Genomic DNA, 17,143 nt, shown 5'->3' with positions numbered 1-17,143 from the left:
AAGTCAAACTTTTTTAAGCGTACTGAATATATGTTCAAATGTAATTCATTGTGTAATATGATGCCTTTTAGGCGTGATTTGTGATAATATGCTCATCAAACTTGCTTTGCAGACGCTTTGTAATCGGACCAACCTGACCCTGATTAACATTCTCACCATCAATCTCAGTAATCGGCATTACTTCCTGTGTTGTACTCGTTAGGAATACTTCATCCGCATCCTTTAACGCTTTCTCATCAAATGTAAATTCTTCAAAAGCAATACCTTCAGCATCTGCAATTTGTTTAATGACACGACGTGTAATACCGTTTAAGATGAAATTATTTGCAGGATGCGTAATGATTTTCTCATCTTTAACGATGAATATATTACTTGATGCGCCTTCTGTAACAATACCGTTACGTATTTGGATAGCCTCTTTTGCACCATTGGTTACCGCTTTTTGTTTATTCATAATGTTACCAAGCAGATTCAAACTTTTAATATCACAGCGTAACCATCGAATATCTTCAGTCGTAATCGCTTTCACACCTTGCTGAAGATCCTGCATCGGACGTTCTGCAGTATTGGTATAAAGTAATAAATTTGGTTGAGTATCTGTTGGATACATATGATTTCTAACTGCATCTCCTCGTGTTAACTGAACATAAATTGTACCGTTATCTATTTCATTTTCCTTGATAAGCTGATTACAAATTTCGATATATTCCTCAACAGAATAGGGACTTGTTATTTCTATTTCATTTGCACTACGTACGAGTCGTTCGAAATGTTCAGTGGCTGTAAATAAAGTGCCGTGGTATACTCGCACGACTTCATATACACCATCTCCAAACTGGATGCCACGATCGTTGTAACTGATTCTCGTATCATCAGACACATAACTGCCATTAATAAAAACTACCATTTTACTCACCTTCTACACATACAGAGTGGATTGCTTCTAAATAAATCGCTGTCGCATCAAATAATTGTTTCTTGCTGATATATTCATTTTTTTGGTGCATTAAATCTTCTGATTCTTTAAACATCGCACCAAATGCTACACCTTTTTCCAGGTTACGTGCATATGTTCCACCACCGATAGTATACGGTTCTGTCATATCTCCAGTCTGGTTACGATATGCTGTTAATAACTTTTGAACGAATGGATCATTTTTATCGACATAGTGAGGAACCTGGTGCGTTTCAACTTCAATTTCAAAGCCATCTTTAGCAATCTGTTCTTCAAATTTCTTAATTTCAGTTTCAAAATCAAAACCGTTTGGATAGCGTAAGTTTACACCATAATGTCCGCCATCAACGTCCGTATAACTAATTACACCATAGTTAGTAGTTAACTGACCCATTTCTTCAGTTTCATAAGCCATACCTAGCTTCTCACCAAAGTGAGAAGCAAATAAATATGTATCACCAAAGTTAACGAATGACTTTGCTTTCTTATCTAGATCTAATGTATTTAAGAAATTAACAAGATATAGACCAGCGTTCACACCTTTAAATGGTTCCATACCATGAACTGACTTTCCTTCAATTTGAAGTGAAATCTGACCGTTCTCTACGAATTGTTTCCCTGTTAATTTGTTGTTTAATAAATATCCTTCGAAAGCTTGAATGACTGCATCCATCTTTTCTTTAACTTCGATTTTTGCTTCTGCAAAATCCGGGACCATATTGTATCTTTCACCAGCTTTAAATGCCTTTAATTCCACTTCTGGTGCTGTTTCGCTTTCTTCATCACTATTTTGAATAATATCAAATGTTGTGATACCTTTTTCACCGTGAATTAATGGGAAATCAGCATCTGGTGCAATCCCTAGATCAGGCATCGGTTCAGTTTCAAAATAACGGTCCGTACATTTCCAGCCTGATTCTTCATCAGTACCGATAATGATATGGATGCGTTTTTTCCAGTCTACTTTCATGTCGTCTAAAATTTTAATAGCGTAATACGCAGCAATTGTTGGTCCTTTGTCATCTAAAGTACCACGTGCAATAATTTTATCTTCAGTTACGACAGCCTCAAATGGATTACTATCCCATCCACTTCCTGCAGGTACTACGTCAACGTGACATAATATACCGAAAATATCCTCACCATTACCTGCTTCGATACGTCCGGCGATATGATCGATATCCACTGTCTCGTATCCATCACGTTGTGCTAATTCATACATATAATCTAAAGCTTTTCGTGGGCCAGGTCCAACAGGATTTTCACTATCAGCTAAACTGTCATCACGTACACTTTCTATATTTAATAAGCCTGTAAGGTCTTCAATAATTTTATCTTCATACTGTGCAACTTTTTCTCTCCACATAATGATTCCTCCTAATGCTTGTATATTCCTATATTACATGATACATAAAGGAATTCAAAATAATAATCGTAAAATTTATCAAAATAAAAAGCCAGCATGCGCTGACTTTTATAGCGTTATTATTTTAATTCGTCTTTAGATACGGCGTTAGGATTTTTTTCAGCAACTTCTTTGTCTGTTACGACATGGATGTTGTTTGCTCCACCTTCGTCGTCAAAGTTTTGTTTTTCTTCTTCAACAGTAACATCTTTTTTAGTTAATTTATCAGCTAATGGTGCCGCTTTTTCTTTTAACGGAGCAACTTTTTCTTCAACTTTAGAAGTTAAGTTTGCTTTGTAAGCATTTGGATCTTCTTTCGCTTTGTTGATTTCTTCTTTCGCTACTTGTTGTAAGTTAGCAGCTTTGCCTTTAGCGTTATCTGCATAACCTTTAGGATCTTGTTTCGCTTTGTTGTATTCTTCTAATACTTTATCTCTGTTTTCTTTTTTTGAAAGGAATGCTGCTACTGCAGTACCACCAATAACTAATGCTGCTTTTAATAAACCTGTTTGATTGTTGTTCGCCATGTTAAACACCTCTTCTTTTGATTTGTACTGTAATTATACCCAAGGTGTAATGGTCTAAACATTTATAATCATTTTCTTACTAAATTAATTTCATTCTGCATTAATTTCTTATATTCTCCAGGCTTTAAGCTACTATCTAAAGACAAATCACCCATCTTAATACGTTTTAGGTAAGTTACTTTCATACTTACTGCCTCAAACATTCTTTTCACTTGATGAAACTTACCTTCCTGGATTACAAGTTCTATTTCACTTGTATTATTATTCGTATCAACTGAAAGACATGTTAAATCACCAGGCATAGTATGATACCCATCATCTAAAGTTACGCCTTGAGCAAATTGTTCCACCGTGTGATCAGTGACAATGCCGTCAATTTTGGCATAATACGTTTTATTCACATGTTTCTTAGGACTCAGCACGTCATGCGAGAACTGACCATCATTGGTTATGATGAGCAACCCTTCTGTATCTTTATCCAGTCTGCCGACCGGATGCAGGTCATAATGATCCAGCCCTGTAATAAGGTCAATGACTGTCTTATCTTTATCATGTGTGCTTGAAACTACGCCAGCCGGTTTATTAAGCATAAGATAGATAAAGGGTTCAAAGTGAATCATCTCACCTTGAACCTTTATGATATCTTTTTCCGGATTAATTTTAATATCTGATTTCGTGACAACTTCCTCATTAACCGTAATCACTTTTTTCTTGAGAAATGCCTTAACATCTTTTCGTGAGCCTACGCCATGGTTGCTTAAAAATTTATCAAGTCTCATCGCGTTAACCTATTTCTTAAAGATTGGATACGTGCACCGAAGAATTGATCGGCTAAACGTGATTTCATCGATAATGATGCATAGACTAAAGCACCGACTACTGCTCCAATCACTAAAATGATAAGTGCATCCAGTTTATTGGATACTGTGAGGAATTGCATTAAAATGACATAAACGATTTGTACAACTAGTACCATAATTAAGCTGTATAACGTAATCATCAACATTTGACGGGCAGTCGTTCGATACTGGAATCCCGCATATTTCTTGATGACATAAAGATTACAAACAATATTAAAGGTCATCGCAATCGCAGTCGCAAGTACTGCGCCTACTGTATGGAATACCATAATTAACGGGATATTAATCACTAATTTAACAAGTAGCGCAGCAAGCACGATATAAACCGTTAAATTTTGTTTATCAATACCCTGCATCATCGCAGCAGTTACAGAAACAAGCGCAAGTAAAATGCCTACGGGTGCATAATAAAATAGAATATTATTCGCAATTGGATTATAGCTGTAAAATACCGTATAAAGTGGTGCAGCTAATACCATAATACCTAATGAAGCTGGCACTGTAAGAAACATCAGTAAACCGAAAGTCGTTTTAATCTGATGATGCATTTCTTTAATCTTGCCTGATGCATGTGTTCTTGTAATTGACGGAACAAGACTAATTGCAAACCCTCCAGCAAGTGAAGTCGGAATCATAACAAGTTTATTAGATGTCGTATTTAATATTGTAAGGAGCATATCATTCATTTTTCCGGGCACACCTGCTAAACCTAATGCATAGTTATGTGTAAACTGATCAATCGTTGTATAAAGCGGCACACACAAACTTACGATAACGAATGGAATACTGTACTTTAATATTTCTTTATACATACTACCGTAACTAACATCAGTATTAGAATCATCGGAATCAACCATCTTGTCGATAAATGGTTTACGCTTTCTCCAGTAATACCAAAGTGTTAGAATCGCAGCGACCGCACCGATTGCTGCTGCAAATACAGCAATCTCATTAGCCAGTAGCATTGATTTATTCATAACGTTAAGGACAACGAACGTACCTCCTAGTAAAAATAGTATACGTGCAATTTGTTCAATAACTTGTGACACCGCTGTTGGTCCCATTGAATCATAACCTTGAAATATCCCGCGCCATGTCGCTAAGAAAGGAATAAACAACACTGCAAATGAGATGATGCGAATAATCTCGGTAATATCTTCAACAGTCCATTTACCTTCAGAACCAGCAAGTGATGCCTCAGCAATCATCGGACTTAAAAAGTAAAGAATAACAAAGCCTAAGAAACCAGTGATACCCATTACTAATAATGATGACTTATATAGTTTATAGCTAACTTTATAGGCACCTATCGCATTATACTTCGAAACATATTTAGCTACCGCTAACGGTATCCCGCCTGCAGCTACAGTAAGCATAACTACATATGGTGGATAAGCCATATTATATGGTGCTAAATTTTCTTCACCACCGATAATGGCATAGAACGGAATAATATAAAGTATCCCTAAAATCTTAGTAATAAAAATACTTGCCGTTAATAAGAACGTACTTCTGACAAGTGAATCTTTCTGTGACATAACTTCATCCCTATCTTTTTTAAAATAAAAGCTTCATAAATGATTAAACCCATTTTCAATGTAGATTATCATACCACCATTATAAATTTTTAACTACTGAATTCATATATTTTACCATAAATAAAATGTATAATAATTGAAAATGGAGGTATCAAATATGTATCAGACAATTGTCATAGGTGGTGGCCCTAGTGGATTGATGGCTGCAATCAGTGCGAGCGAAAATAATAACAAAGTCTTACTTATCGATAAAAAAGATCAGCTAGGTCGTAAATTACAAATATCTGGTGGTGGACGTTGTAATGTTACAAATAACGTCACTCATGAAGAACTGATTAAACATCTGCCTGGTAACGGTAAGTTTTTATATAGTGCATTTAATACATTCGATAATTATGCCATCATCGAATATTTCGAAAATCTTGGTGTCGCTTTAAAAGAAGAAGATCATGGTCGTATGTTCCCTGTATCCAATAACGCAAAGGATGTTGTCAACGCCCTTAAACAACAACTTATCAATAATAAGGTGGAAGTTCGAACAACGACAAAGGTTGAATCTTTAATCATAGAAGAAGATAAGATTAAAGGTGTGATGCTATCAGATAACATACCTGTATATTCAGAAAAAGTCATTATCGCGACCGGTGGCAAATCTGTACCGCATACCGGTTCTACTGGAGATGGCTACGTATTTGCACAGCAAGCAGGACATACGATTACCGAGCTGTTTCCTACCGAAGTACCAATCACATCAAGTGAACCATTCATAAAATCTAAGATACTACAAGGACTTAGTCTGCAAAATGTCGGGTTAAGTGTATTGCGTAAAAATGGTAAACCACGCATTACCCATCAAATGGATATGTTATTTACACATTTCGGAATATCAGGACCAGCAGCTCTTCGCTGTTCACAATTTATTTATCACGAGCAAAAAAGTCAGAAGAAACAAGAGATACAGATGATGATTGATGTATTTCCAGACATGACTATCGGTCAACTTACACAACACATCGAAAAAATCATTAATGATAATAAAGATAAAGCCATCAAAAATAGTCTAAAAGGTTTGGTGCAGGAACGTTATTTACATTTTCTACTGGAACGTGCTGAAATTAACCTTGAAGAAAATGGTCATCATATCAAAAAAGAAAGTCTTAAGACATTTATAGCGCTATTAAAAGGATTTGCATTTACCGTTAACGGTACATTATCAATTGATAAAGCGTTTGTTACCGGCGGTGGTGTTACTGTAAAAGAAATCGTACCAGCAACGATGCAGTCTAAAATACATGATAATCTTTATTTTTGTGGTGAAGTGTTAGACATACATGGCTATACTGGTGGTTATAATATTACAAGTGCACTAGTCACTGGTTATGTTGCCGGAATGAGCTGCAGATAAAACTAAATATAATGAAACAATTCCGGATACGCTTAGTATCCGGAATTGTTGCTTTACATATTATTAAATTTGGTTTCATCTTTGCCGGATACTCCTAGTATCCGGAAATGTTGGCTACATATCCATCAAATTTAACTTCATCTTTGCCGGATACTCCTAGTATCCGGAAATGTTAGCCACATAACCATCAAATTTAACTTCATCTTTGCCGGATACTCCTAGTATCCGGAAATGTTGGCTACATATCCATCAAATTTAACTTCATCTTTGCCGGATACTCCTAGTATCCGGAAATGCCTGCCACACATTTATTCACTTAACATCGGTTCAATAACTGCCATGCCACCTTCTACATTCACAGCTTTATAATCATTTGCTAATAAATAATGAGTAACATTCGCACTTCTTACTGCATGTGCACAAACAATATAATATTCTTTTTCACAATCTAAATTTTCCATCTGTTCAGGTATATCATTCATCGGAATATGCATTGCACCTTTGATCATACCTTGCTCTATTTCGAATTGTTCGCGCACATCAATAATGTTCATCGCTTCATTTGCTTTAATCTTTGCTACAAATGCTTCAGTTGAAATATTCATTTTAACTCCTAATTTGCCACAATATTGACTAATTTATTTGGTACAGCAATCACTTTACGAATCGTCTTACCTTCGATTTGTGTCTTAATTGCTTCCTGCTCTAGTGCAAATGTTTCTAACGCTTCTTTATCTGTATCTTTTGCAACTTTTGCTTTAAGCTTCACTTTTCCGTTAACCTGAATGACAATTTCTACTTCGTTATCAACAAGCTTGCTATCATCATGCGTTGGCCACGCTTCATACGTAATTGTTTCATCGTGTCCTAAAATTGACCATATTTCTTCTGAAATATGCGGAGCAATTGGTGATAATAGCTTTACAAATCCTTCAACGTATTCACGACTTACAGCATCTTGTTTATAAACTTCATTGATAAATACCATCATTTGAGAAATTGCTGTATTAAATCCTAAAGTATTATAATCATCCGTTACTTTCTTCACTGTCTGGTGATAAACTTTTTCTAATGCTGGTGTCTCTGTATCTACAACTTTAGCAGCTAAAGTACCCTCTTCGGTAATAAACGCACGATAGACACGGTCTAAGAATCGGCGAGCACCGTCTAATCCATTCGTACTCCATGCTATTGATGCATCAAGTGGCCCCATAAACATTTCGTAAAGTCTTAATGTATCTGCACCGTGACTTTCAACAACATCATCAGGGTTTACGACGTTTCCTTTAGATTTACTCATTTTTTCGTTGCCTTCACCTAGGATCATCCCTTGGTTAAATAACTTCTGGAATGGTTCTTTCGTTGGGACTACACCTAAGTCATATAATACTTTATGCCAGAAGCGCGCATATAATAAGTGTAGTACAGCATGCTCTGCTCCACCAATATATAAATCAACTGGTAACCAGTATTTTAATTTTTCAGGGTCAGCTAACACTTCACTGTTATGTGGATCGATGTAACGTAAGTAATACCAGCAAGAGCCTGCCCATTGCGGCATCGTATTTGTTTCGCGTCGACCTTTCATGCCTGTTACAGGATCTACCACATTAACAAATTCATCAATATTTGCAAGCGGAGATTCACCTGTACCTGATGGCATAATCTTATCCGTCTTTGGTAACATTAACGGTAATTCGTCTTCAGGCACTGTCGTCATTGAACCGTCTTCCCAGATGATAACTGGAATCGGCTCACCCCAGTAACGTTGACGTGAGAATAACCAGTCACGTAATTTATAAGACACTTTCTTCTCACCGATTTGTTTTTCTTCGAGCATTTCTATCGCTCGAGCGATACCTTCTTCTTTATTTAAGCCATCTAATTCACCAGAATTGATATGTACACCGTCACCAGTGAATGCTTCTTTGTCGATATCTCCACCTTCAAGTACCGGTTTAATTACTAGTCCGAATTGTTTTGCAAATTCATAGTCGCGTTCATCATGCGCCGGTACAGCCATTATCGCCCCAGTGCCGTATGATGCTAATACGTAATCAGATATCCAGATCGGCATCTGTTCATTCGTAAATGGATTAATCGCATAGCTTCCTGTAAATACACCAGATTTATCTTTCGCTAAGTCTGTACGTTCTAAATCTGATTTTCGGCTTGCCTGCTCCTGATATGCCTGAATCGCCTCGCGTTGTTCATCAGTAGTGATTGATTCTACAAGTGTGTGTTCTGGTGATAATACAGCATAAGTTGCACCAAAAATAGTATCTGGACGTGTCGTAAACACTTTAAATGACGCATCTTTCCCGTCTACTTTAAATTCAACTTCTGCACCTTCAGATTTACCAATCCAGTTACGCTGCATATCTTTTAATGATTCCGGCCAATCCAGCTCATCTAAATCCTCTAGCAGTCGATCTGCATATTCAGTAATCTTAAGTACCCATTGACGCATCGGTTTACGGATTACTGGATGTCCACCACGCTCTGATACACCATCGATTACTTCCTCATTTGAAAGTACTGTACCGAGTGCAGGACACCAGTTAACAGCAACTTCATCGACATAAGCTAACCCTTTATTGTACAGCTGGATAAAGATCCACTGCGTCCATTTATAATACTCAGGATCTGTCGTATTTACTTCGCGATCCCAGTCATAACTGAAACCAAGTTCCTGAATTTGTCGCTTAAATGTTTCGATATTTTTCTTTGTGAATTCAGCAGGGTCATTACCTGTATCAATCGCATATTGTTCAGCAGGTAAACCAAATGCATCCCACCCCATCGGATGTAATACGTTATAACCTTGCATGCGTTTAAATCTAGAGACGATATCAGTAGCCGTATATCCTTCTGGATGACCAACGTGTAATCCAGCACCAGATGGATAAGGGAACATATCTAAAGCGAAGAATTTTGGTTGTTCCATGTCTTCTCCAGTTTTAAAAGTTTTATTATCTAACCAATATTTCTGCCATTTCTTTTCAATATTTTGATGATTATAGCTCATAACTTTTCCTCCTTTAATATATAAAAAGACAGCCATCCCTAAAATAAGGGACGACTGTCATATATGACAACCGCGGTACCACCCGCAATTCACTTTAATAAGTGCAGCTTTTGTTATTTATTTCAACACTAGCAAGTTCACAAGTTTCAAATACCAGTTCACAGCACCCACTGGCTTTCTTTAAAATGATTGCTTGTTACTACTCTAGATACATTTACTATAAAGGAGCTTTAAATCTTTTTCAAGTCTTTTTACTAAAAATAAAATACATCTCAATCAATTAATTTGAATTATGCAAATATTTTAAATTTTTAGTGTAAAATTAAAACCTTATCGATTATGTCGTCTGTTTTATATTTTTATCAAATATTGACAAAAATATAAATCCGATTAAGACAAATCCAATCATCGTATAGAACATTGCATGCATATTGTATAGGTCAACGATAACGCCACCTAAAACTGGTCCTATCGCTCTACCTAATGTTGCGGTTGAATTAACAATACCCTGATAGACACCAATTCTCCCTTGAGGTGCCAGTTCATTGGCAATGGTCGGAACTGCTGGCCAGACAAACATTTCACCGATCGTCAATATAACCATCCCAACAATAAACATTGAAAAATCCTGTGCAAAACTCGTTACGATATATGAAATAATAAATATAATCAAACCTGTTGCTATCTGCATCTTTATCTTTTCACTCATAAAATTAATCACCGGTTTAATCAGTGGTTGTCCAACAATGATTAATACGCCATTAATGGCCCATAATAAACTGTACTGTTTAAGCGATATGCCGAGGTCTTGCGTATAACTTGAAATCGTTGACTGCCACTGTACATAACCAATCCAGCATACACAATAGGTAACACAAATGAGTATGAGTGCTGTAAAGCGATCCTTATCTTTAATATTGCCGACATCTTTCATTACATTCCCACCACTATGGACTACACCAGCTGTTCGGTAGCCAAAGAATGCGATAAAGAAAAATACGACATACAGCAATAGATTTAACATGAATATATAATCGAAACTCAGTTCAGCGATAAAACCACCAAGTGCTGCCCCTAATGCCACACCTATATTTTGAGATAAATAGATGGCATTAAATGTTTTACGTCCCCCTTGTGGCCATGCTGTACCTGCCATTGCATAGATAGAAGGAAATACGATACCTGATCCAAAACCTAAAATGATGAGCCACACAGCATACCATGGCCATCCATGTAAGAATAAAATACCGATTAAACTAAGCATTGAAATAACGATACCAATCAGTATCGAACGGTAGCCACCGTATTTATCGAACATCGTCCCACCTAACAAGTTGCCAAGCACAGAAGCACCAGAATTAAGCATTAATACTAATCCTGCTAGACTTAAACTTTTCCCTAGTTCATTATGTAAATAGATGGTATTAAGCGGCCATACTAAACTTGCACCTGTAACGTTTACTGCCATTCCGATGACAAGAAGCCAAACGAGTTTTGGCATTTTCATTGCATTTACCTCACTTTCTTAAAATTTATTTTTTCCGATTTCCTCTATTATATGTTAAAATCCATATGTTAAGAAAGAGGGAGACATAATGACACAATTTAAATATGCACTAGATTCAAAACTTTATCATACATGGAACTATCATTTAAGACAAAAATTCGGTACAAAGATATTCAAAGTTGCTTTAGAAGGTGGATTCGATTGCCCCAACCGTGACGGCACTGTAGCGTTTGGCGGTTGTACGTTCTGTTCTGCTGCGGGAAGTGGTGACTTTGCAGGTGATCGTGTAGACCCTATCCCCGTCCAATTCGAAAAAATAAAAAATAAAATGCACGAAAAATGGCATGATGGTAAATATATCGCCTACTTTCAAGCTTATACGAATACACATGCTCCACTCGACGTATTAAAAGAAAAATATGAAGCCGCATTAGCGCAACCCGGCGTTGTCGGATTATCTATTGCAACACGTCCTGACTGTCTGCCGGATGACGTCGTTGAATATTTAGCAGAATTAAATGAAAGAACATACCTCTGGGTTGAACTTGGTCTTCAAACCGTTCACGAAAAAACTTCTAACATCATCAATCGTGCACATGATATGCAGTGCTATTATGACGGTGTTGCGAAACTGCGTAAACACAATATCAATATTTGTACGCATATTATTAACGGATTACCGTTAGAAGATTACGACATGATGATGGAAACTGCACGTACTGTTGCACAAATGGATGTACAAGGCATTAAGATTCATTTACTTCATCTATTAAAAGGTACACCAATGGTAAAACAATACGAAAAAGGCATGGTCGAATTTATGAGTCAGGAAGATTATGTGAAACTTGTTGCCGATCAGTTAGAAGTTTTACCGGAAGAGATGATCATACATCGTATCACTGGTGACGGACCTATTGACTTAATGATTGGACCGATGTGGAGTGTCAATAAATGGGAAGTATTAAACGGGATTGATGCAGAACTCAAAAATCGAAATAGTTATCAAGGAAAATTTTATAAGAAGGAAACAGTATAAATGAAAGCCTTAGGTATACTCCCTTATGCACGTGCACTTTTAACAAATTATATTGAACCGGACGATATCGTTATCGATGCAACGTGCGGTAATGGCAATGATACTTTATATTTAGCACAACTTTTGAATAATACAGGTCATATACACGCATTCGATATTCAGGCGCAGGCAATTAACAATGCTAAAGAAAAAACGAAAGATTTTAATAATATTAGCTTTCATCAGACAGGTCATGAAAATGTGCTGGATGTGTTAAACCAAACTGTAAAACTTGCTATTTTTAATCTTGGTTATTTACCGAAGGGTGATAAGAGCATTGTAACGGTACCAGAGACAACTATTCAGGCTATCGACAATATATTTTCAATACTTGAAGTTGGAGGCATCATCATACTCGTCATCTATCCTGGACATCCTGAAGGAAAGGTTGAAAAAGATGCAGTATTAGACTATCTTAAACAAATAGATCAGAACAAGGCACATATCTTTAAATATGAATTTATTAACCAGAAGAATAATCCACCATTTGTCGTAGGGATTGAAAAAAGATAAAAAAAGCAAGTGTTTGTCATTAGACATCCACTTGCTTTTTCTATAATCCACAAATCTCTAATATCGAATCAAATTGTTGCTTTAACTTTTCTTTCTTACCTTTCAGGTTAGAACAAGCTGCGTCTACTATCTTTTCTTTTTCAGGTAGACGATCCTCATTGTAATATATCATAACAGTACGCTCATCATCTGCCGGACGAACTTTCTTAATCCAGCCATTCGCTACTAGATTATTGTAGAAACGCGTTCTTTTATATGGCTTAATATCCAAATATTTGTCTAATTCTTTCATCGGCATCGGTCCCTTGTCCCAAAGTGCCACCATTACGATATATTCTTCTTTCGTTAAGTTAAATTCTGAAGATATCATTTCGAAAATTTCATCTATTTCTTTCTGTAAGTCATTTAACAGAACCATATCACTTACTTCATGTTTATCTTTTGACATTCATTTTCACCCTCTAAATTTGCAATATCTTATTCTATACCCACTTCCTCTGTAATCAATCCAATATAATTCATTCTATTGTTCATAAATGATTCGATATAGTATAAAACATTGTCTTTTTCAGGCTCATTGTGAAGTTCATGAAATAGCGTACGCCAGTTTTTAATGTATATTTCAGAAGACTTAATTTCCTGTGAAAATAATTTAATCTGATCGATATCTGCAATACGGTCTTGTTCTGAATACATTATTAGTACCGGGATATCATTGATTTTGTGAATATTCTCCATCGTTTCCTTCATGATTTCAATAATTGACTTGTACCAATTAAAACTAACTTTTTGGAGCATCAAAGGATCACTTTTCATTTCAGCAATAATTTCTTTATCACGCGAGAAATCTTCTAAAGGAATATTCATATCAAACTTCGCATCCTTTGATATAGAACTTAAACTTGATGCGAGGAAATTTTTACGTGTAGTAACTGTATTCTGAAATCCAAATAAAGGTGAAATCAACATCACACCTTCTAGTTTTATATTGACCTTTTCAAGTAAATTGACAGCAATTAAGCCTCCTAATCCAACACCTAGTAAAAATACCGGAAGATGATATTCTTCAGCAACTTCAATCCATTCCAATACTTTCTCTCGATATTCATCGAAATTTTCGATATGTCCTCTATTTACACGGGAAGTTTGTCCTTGTCCCGGTAAATCTCCCATAATTACATGATAGCCATCTCGTCTTAAATGTGTGATAAACCATGCATATCTTCCATGATGCTCTAATATATTATGTACAATTACAACTATCCCTTTCGGTGCCTTTTCAGTTTCCCATTTCCACATAATGATACTCCTTTAATAATTTCTTTATCCGTCTTTTTAATGATATTATTATTATATCAAAACTTATGAAAGGTGGTTACAATATGTTATATGAATATGATGGTAAGTATCCTGAAATTGATGATAGTGCGTTTATCGCACCGAATGCAGTGATAACTGGCGATGTAAAAATCGCAAAAGATGCTTCAATCTGGTACGGTACAGTAATCCGAGGAGATGTCAGTCCAGTTATTATCGGAGAACATTCAAATGTTCAGGATCTATGCTGCCTCCATCAATCACCGGATGCACCGCTTATCATTGAAGATAATGTAACGGTCGGACATCGCGTCACACTTCATTCAAGTATGATTCGTAAAGGCGCACTCGTAGGAATGGATTCTACAGTTCTCGATGGAGCAGAAATTGGTGAGGGTGCATTTTTAGGAGCAGGATCTTTGCTTACACAAGGTAAAAAGATTCCACCAGGTATGCTCGCGATGGGCAGACCAGCCAAAGTAGTAAGAGCTTTAACAGAAGAAGATAAACAAGATATGGCACGCATCCAGCAGGAGTATGCTGATAAAGCGAAAGTTTATAAGGCGATGCACGAAAATAAAGCATAAAAAAGGTGAAGCCGAATCGGCTTCACCTTTTTTTAAAATAATTATGCAATTCCAAATTTCTTATGCATGAATGGTAATCCAGCGATAATATAGCTGAATACGAACTCATAGAACATTGAGAAGAAATTAGCAAAGAAATATGTGAATGTATGACTAATCACTGCACCCATACCTTCAGCAGCAAAAGCAAAGTTTGCATCAATTGCACTATCGACTAAGTTTAATAAAATAATTACAATTCCCATTAACCACGCTTTTTTTGTTACCATTGCAACAATCAACGCGATAATTGTAATAACAATCGGTTCAAATACGAATAATTGGAAAAATGGATCTAACCCACCGAAAATATAATATGCCATATCTTTAAACATGTAGACACCTCTTCATTGATATTCTTTATAATTCACTTTTTATTCTATCATTGAAAAGGAATAATCAATATTAAGATTATTTAAAGATTACTCAGTTACATTTACAAAGAATTTACAAATGACTGGTTATGTTGATTTAGAACCATTGAATCACTTCGTCAACAGACTTTCTAGATTTTTCCTGTCGGGGGTCAAACTTTCGATAACCAAACGAAACCATTACGGAAATTCCTTCTTTCTGACGATCGATGATACCCGCTTCTTCTAAAATAGCATTTACCTTACGATAATCGAACCCTTCTATCGGACAAGAATCAATACCGATTTGTGCAGCAGCAGTCATCATATTCCCAAGCGCAATATATGTCTGTTTACTTGACCAGTCAAATAGAGCACGCTCTGAATCTACCACTTCAATATGTTCCATCTGAAATTCTTCATAGATCGATAGCATACGCTTTAATTTATCTTCATCCGGTTGACGTTGTTTAAAATGCTCAATAAAATATTCCGAATCATAACGTACATCCTTTCGCGCTAAAATCAATACGAAATGACTTGAAGTCGCCAGTTGTTTCTTTGCACCCCAGGCTACATCGCTAATGCTATTCTTTATTTCTTCATTCTCCAATACAATAAATCGCCACGGCTCTAAACCCACTGAAGATGGACTAAGTCTTGCCACTTCCAGAATAAAATCCATATCCTCTTTAGGAATTTTCACTTCATTATATTGTCTTGCAGCATGTCTAAAATGATGTGCTTTTAATATTTCTTCCTTGATTATTGATTTATCCATTATTGTCACCTCTTACATTATATATACAACGCCTATGTTTAAAATCAAAATAAAAAGACTCAACTGAGTCTTAAATTAATGCTTTTGTGTTACTGCAAAGTAGTTACCTTCAAAATCTGAGAAGTTGAATACTTTACCTGTCGGCATCTCAACAAGCTCACCTACTGTTACATCCATTGACTTCATTCGATTATATAATGCTTCTAAATCATCTACTTCAAACATTAATGATGGTGGATCAAGTGTTACTCCAGGACTATATTTTTCGATAAATGCTCTATCGAATAACACAATCGTCGTTTCACTTTCTTTCGTCGCACCAATTTCATAAGATTTATATTCTTCTATTAGCACCGACTCATTAATGATTTCAAACTGCATAACCTCAGTCCAGAACTTAACCGCCTGCGCCTGATCTTTAACATAAAGCATCACACTTTGTAATTTCATCTATATCTCCCCCTTTTTTATCCATTATATATGAAATATAAAAAATTCTCCCTTATATATAAGAGAGAATAAAAAATTATTGTTGTGTTTCAATCTGAAGTTTCTTCCAGTAGTAGTATCCGTATACACTATTAATCAGGAATCCAATCCACATCACAACCATTGTAACACCTGTCGCATCGATTGCACCAGTATGCATCATTTTTCTCACCCAAAGTGTAATAGATACGATATTAACAACAATCCAGAAGAACCATTGTTCTTTAAATCGAAGTGACATCAATACTTGACCAGTTAAATTTAAACTGACATTTAAGGCATCAAGAAATGGTTGACCAGACTTTATACTTTCAAGATATTTAGCAAATGCGAAGTAAAAAGCTCCGCCAAGTAATAAAGTGATTAACCATTGTATCGCTGTTAAACCTTTCGTATCAACTTCCTGAACTTCAACTTTAGGTGTGCTTAACGTATGCATATTACGAATCCATGCATATAAACCGATAAATTGGAATACACCAAATACAACCTGTAAGTAAACTTCACCCATTAAATTTGCCTGGTAACTGATCCAGCCATATGTGATGACCTGAATTAAACCGTATAGGAACGTACTTAAACGACCTTTCGCACTCATGATCACACATAGGATACCAGAAATACTTGCTATGACGTTAATCCAGTCAATATCCTTCGTTTTTATAAAGAAATACACAAGAATAGCTACTTGCGCTAATAAAAATAACCCAAAAAATATTTTTTCATATTTCGTAAATCCTCTAAAATCTTTAATTAAAAACATA

18 protein-coding genes are annotated in these 17,143 nt (G+C 35.9%); 4 read left to right on the top strand and 14 right to left on the bottom strand.

Annotated elements, in window-relative coordinates; genetic code table 11:
• Positions 1–67 precede the first annotated feature (67 nt).
• From dat to JJJ02_RS00835, 5 genes are all read right to left on the bottom strand, one after another.
• On the bottom strand, positions 68–907 hold the full coding sequence (gene dat, locus JJJ02_RS00855) for a D-amino-acid transaminase (RefSeq protein WP_240836840.1): 840 nt from the start codon (positions 905–907) through the stop codon (positions 68–70).
• Position 908: 1 nt separating this feature from the next.
• Positions 909–2,321 (bottom strand): dipeptidase PepV, encoded by a 1,413-nt coding sequence (gene pepV, locus JJJ02_RS00850; protein WP_239242560.1) that lies wholly within the window; start codon positions 2,319–2,321, stop codon positions 909–911.
• Positions 2,322–2,440: 119 nt separating this feature from the next.
• Positions 2,441–2,887 carry a YtxH domain-containing protein gene (locus JJJ02_RS00845; RefSeq protein WP_099579801.1) on the bottom strand — a complete coding sequence of 149 codons (447 nt, stop codon included), beginning with the start codon at positions 2,885–2,887 and terminating at the stop codon, positions 2,441–2,443.
• Positions 2,888–2,955: 68 nt separating this feature from the next.
• Positions 2,956–3,666: a pseudouridine synthase gene (locus JJJ02_RS00840; protein WP_111716525.1), complete on the bottom strand. Its 711-nt coding sequence runs from the start codon at positions 3,664–3,666 to the stop codon at positions 2,956–2,958.
• The gene (locus JJJ02_RS00835; RefSeq protein ID WP_239242562.1) at positions 3,663–5,285 is read right to left on the bottom strand and encodes a putative polysaccharide biosynthesis protein; all 1,623 of its coding nucleotides are present in this window, start codon (positions 5,283–5,285) and stop codon (positions 3,663–3,665) included. The genes JJJ02_RS00840 and JJJ02_RS00835 overlap by 4 nt, the downstream gene beginning before the upstream one ends.
• 157 nt (positions 5,286–5,442) lie before the next feature.
• On the opposite strand from JJJ02_RS00835, the gene JJJ02_RS00830 reads away from it, so the two are divergent.
• A complete protein-coding gene (locus JJJ02_RS00830) occupies positions 5,443–6,690 on the top strand; it encodes a BaiN/RdsA family NAD(P)/FAD-dependent oxidoreductase (RefSeq protein WP_111716521.1) in 1,248 nt (415 codons plus the stop codon).
• 308 nt (positions 6,691–6,998) lie between these two features.
• Here the strand turns inward: JJJ02_RS00830 and JJJ02_RS00825 are convergent, their stop codons facing one another.
• The 3 genes from JJJ02_RS00825 to JJJ02_RS00815 form a co-directional block, all read right to left on the bottom strand.
• A complete protein-coding gene (locus JJJ02_RS00825; protein WP_240836834.1) occupies positions 6,999–7,295 on the bottom strand; it encodes a rhodanese-like domain-containing protein in 297 nt (98 codons plus the stop codon).
• Between the two features lie 8 nt (positions 7,296–7,303).
• Positions 7,304–9,718 (bottom strand): leucine--tRNA ligase, encoded by a 2,415-nt coding sequence (leuS, locus tag JJJ02_RS00820; protein ID WP_240836832.1) that lies wholly within the window; start codon positions 9,716–9,718, stop codon positions 7,304–7,306.
• A gap of 337 nt (positions 9,719–10,055) precedes the next feature.
• The gene (locus tag JJJ02_RS00815; RefSeq protein WP_111716516.1) at positions 10,056–11,225 is read right to left on the bottom strand and encodes an MDR family MFS transporter; all 1,170 of its coding nucleotides are present in this window, start codon (positions 11,223–11,225) and stop codon (positions 10,056–10,058) included.
• An 88-nt stretch (positions 11,226–11,313) separates the two neighbouring features.
• Here JJJ02_RS00815 and mnmL point away from each other — a divergent pair, with 88 nt between their 5' ends.
• Together mnmL and mnmM are read left to right on the top strand one after the other, a co-directional pair.
• Positions 11,314–12,261, top strand: coding sequence for a tRNA modification radical SAM protein MnmL/YtqA (gene mnmL, locus JJJ02_RS00810; RefSeq protein WP_111716514.1), 948 nt, complete (start codon positions 11,314–11,316; stop codon positions 12,259–12,261).
• The gene (gene mnmM / locus JJJ02_RS00805) at positions 12,262–12,813 is read left to right on the top strand and encodes a tRNA 5-(aminomethyl)-2-thiouridylate-methyltransferase MnmM (protein WP_111716512.1); all 552 of its coding nucleotides are present in this window, start codon (positions 12,262–12,264) and stop codon (positions 12,811–12,813) included. It abuts the gene before it with no gap.
• Positions 12,814–12,853: 40 nt separating this feature from the next.
• Here mnmM and JJJ02_RS00800 read toward each other — a convergent pair whose 3' ends face one another.
• Both JJJ02_RS00800 and JJJ02_RS00795 read right to left on the bottom strand, forming a co-directional pair.
• Entirely contained in the window at positions 12,854–13,261 is a 408-nt protein-coding gene (locus tag JJJ02_RS00800) for a transcriptional regulator, SarA/Rot family (RefSeq protein ID WP_099579783.1), read from the bottom strand.
• Positions 13,262–13,290: 29 nt separating this feature from the next.
• Positions 13,291–14,112, bottom strand: coding sequence for an alpha/beta fold hydrolase (locus JJJ02_RS00795; protein ID WP_111716511.1), 822 nt, complete (start codon positions 14,110–14,112; stop codon positions 13,291–13,293).
• Positions 14,113–14,195: 83 nt separating this feature from the next.
• Between JJJ02_RS00795 and JJJ02_RS00790 the strand changes: the two genes are divergently transcribed.
• On the top strand, positions 14,196–14,717 hold the full coding sequence (locus JJJ02_RS00790; protein ID WP_240836830.1) for a gamma carbonic anhydrase: 522 nt from the start codon (positions 14,196–14,198) through the stop codon (positions 14,715–14,717).
• A gap of 41 nt (positions 14,718–14,758) precedes the next feature.
• Here the strand turns inward: JJJ02_RS00790 and JJJ02_RS00785 are convergent, their stop codons facing one another.
• The 4 genes from JJJ02_RS00785 to pnuC form a co-directional block, all read right to left on the bottom strand.
• The gene (locus JJJ02_RS00785) at positions 14,759–15,091 is read right to left on the bottom strand and encodes a hypothetical protein (RefSeq protein WP_111716508.1); all 333 of its coding nucleotides are present in this window, start codon (positions 15,089–15,091) and stop codon (positions 14,759–14,761) included.
• Positions 15,092–15,227: 136 nt separating this feature from the next.
• Entirely contained in the window at positions 15,228–15,890 is a 663-nt protein-coding gene (locus JJJ02_RS00780) for an NAD(P)H-dependent oxidoreductase (protein ID WP_240836829.1), read from the bottom strand.
• A 75-nt stretch (positions 15,891–15,965) separates the two neighbouring features.
• A complete protein-coding gene (locus JJJ02_RS00775) occupies positions 15,966–16,340 on the bottom strand; it encodes a VOC family protein (RefSeq protein WP_239242566.1) in 375 nt (124 codons plus the stop codon).
• 76 nt (positions 16,341–16,416) lie between these two features.
• On the bottom strand, positions 16,417–17,142 hold the full coding sequence (gene pnuC / locus JJJ02_RS00770; RefSeq protein ID WP_111716502.1) for a nicotinamide riboside transporter PnuC: 726 nt from the start codon (positions 17,140–17,142) through the stop codon (positions 16,417–16,419).
• Position 17,143: the final 1 nt, after the last annotated feature.

The sequence above is a fragment of the Macrococcus sp. PK genome (assembly GCF_022501545.1).
GTDB lineage: Bacteria > Bacillota > Bacilli > Staphylococcales > Staphylococcaceae > Macrococcoides > Macrococcoides epidermidis.
The sequence above is the reverse complement of the archived record's forward strand: the minus strand, read 5'-3'. Positions and strand labels throughout refer to the sequence as shown.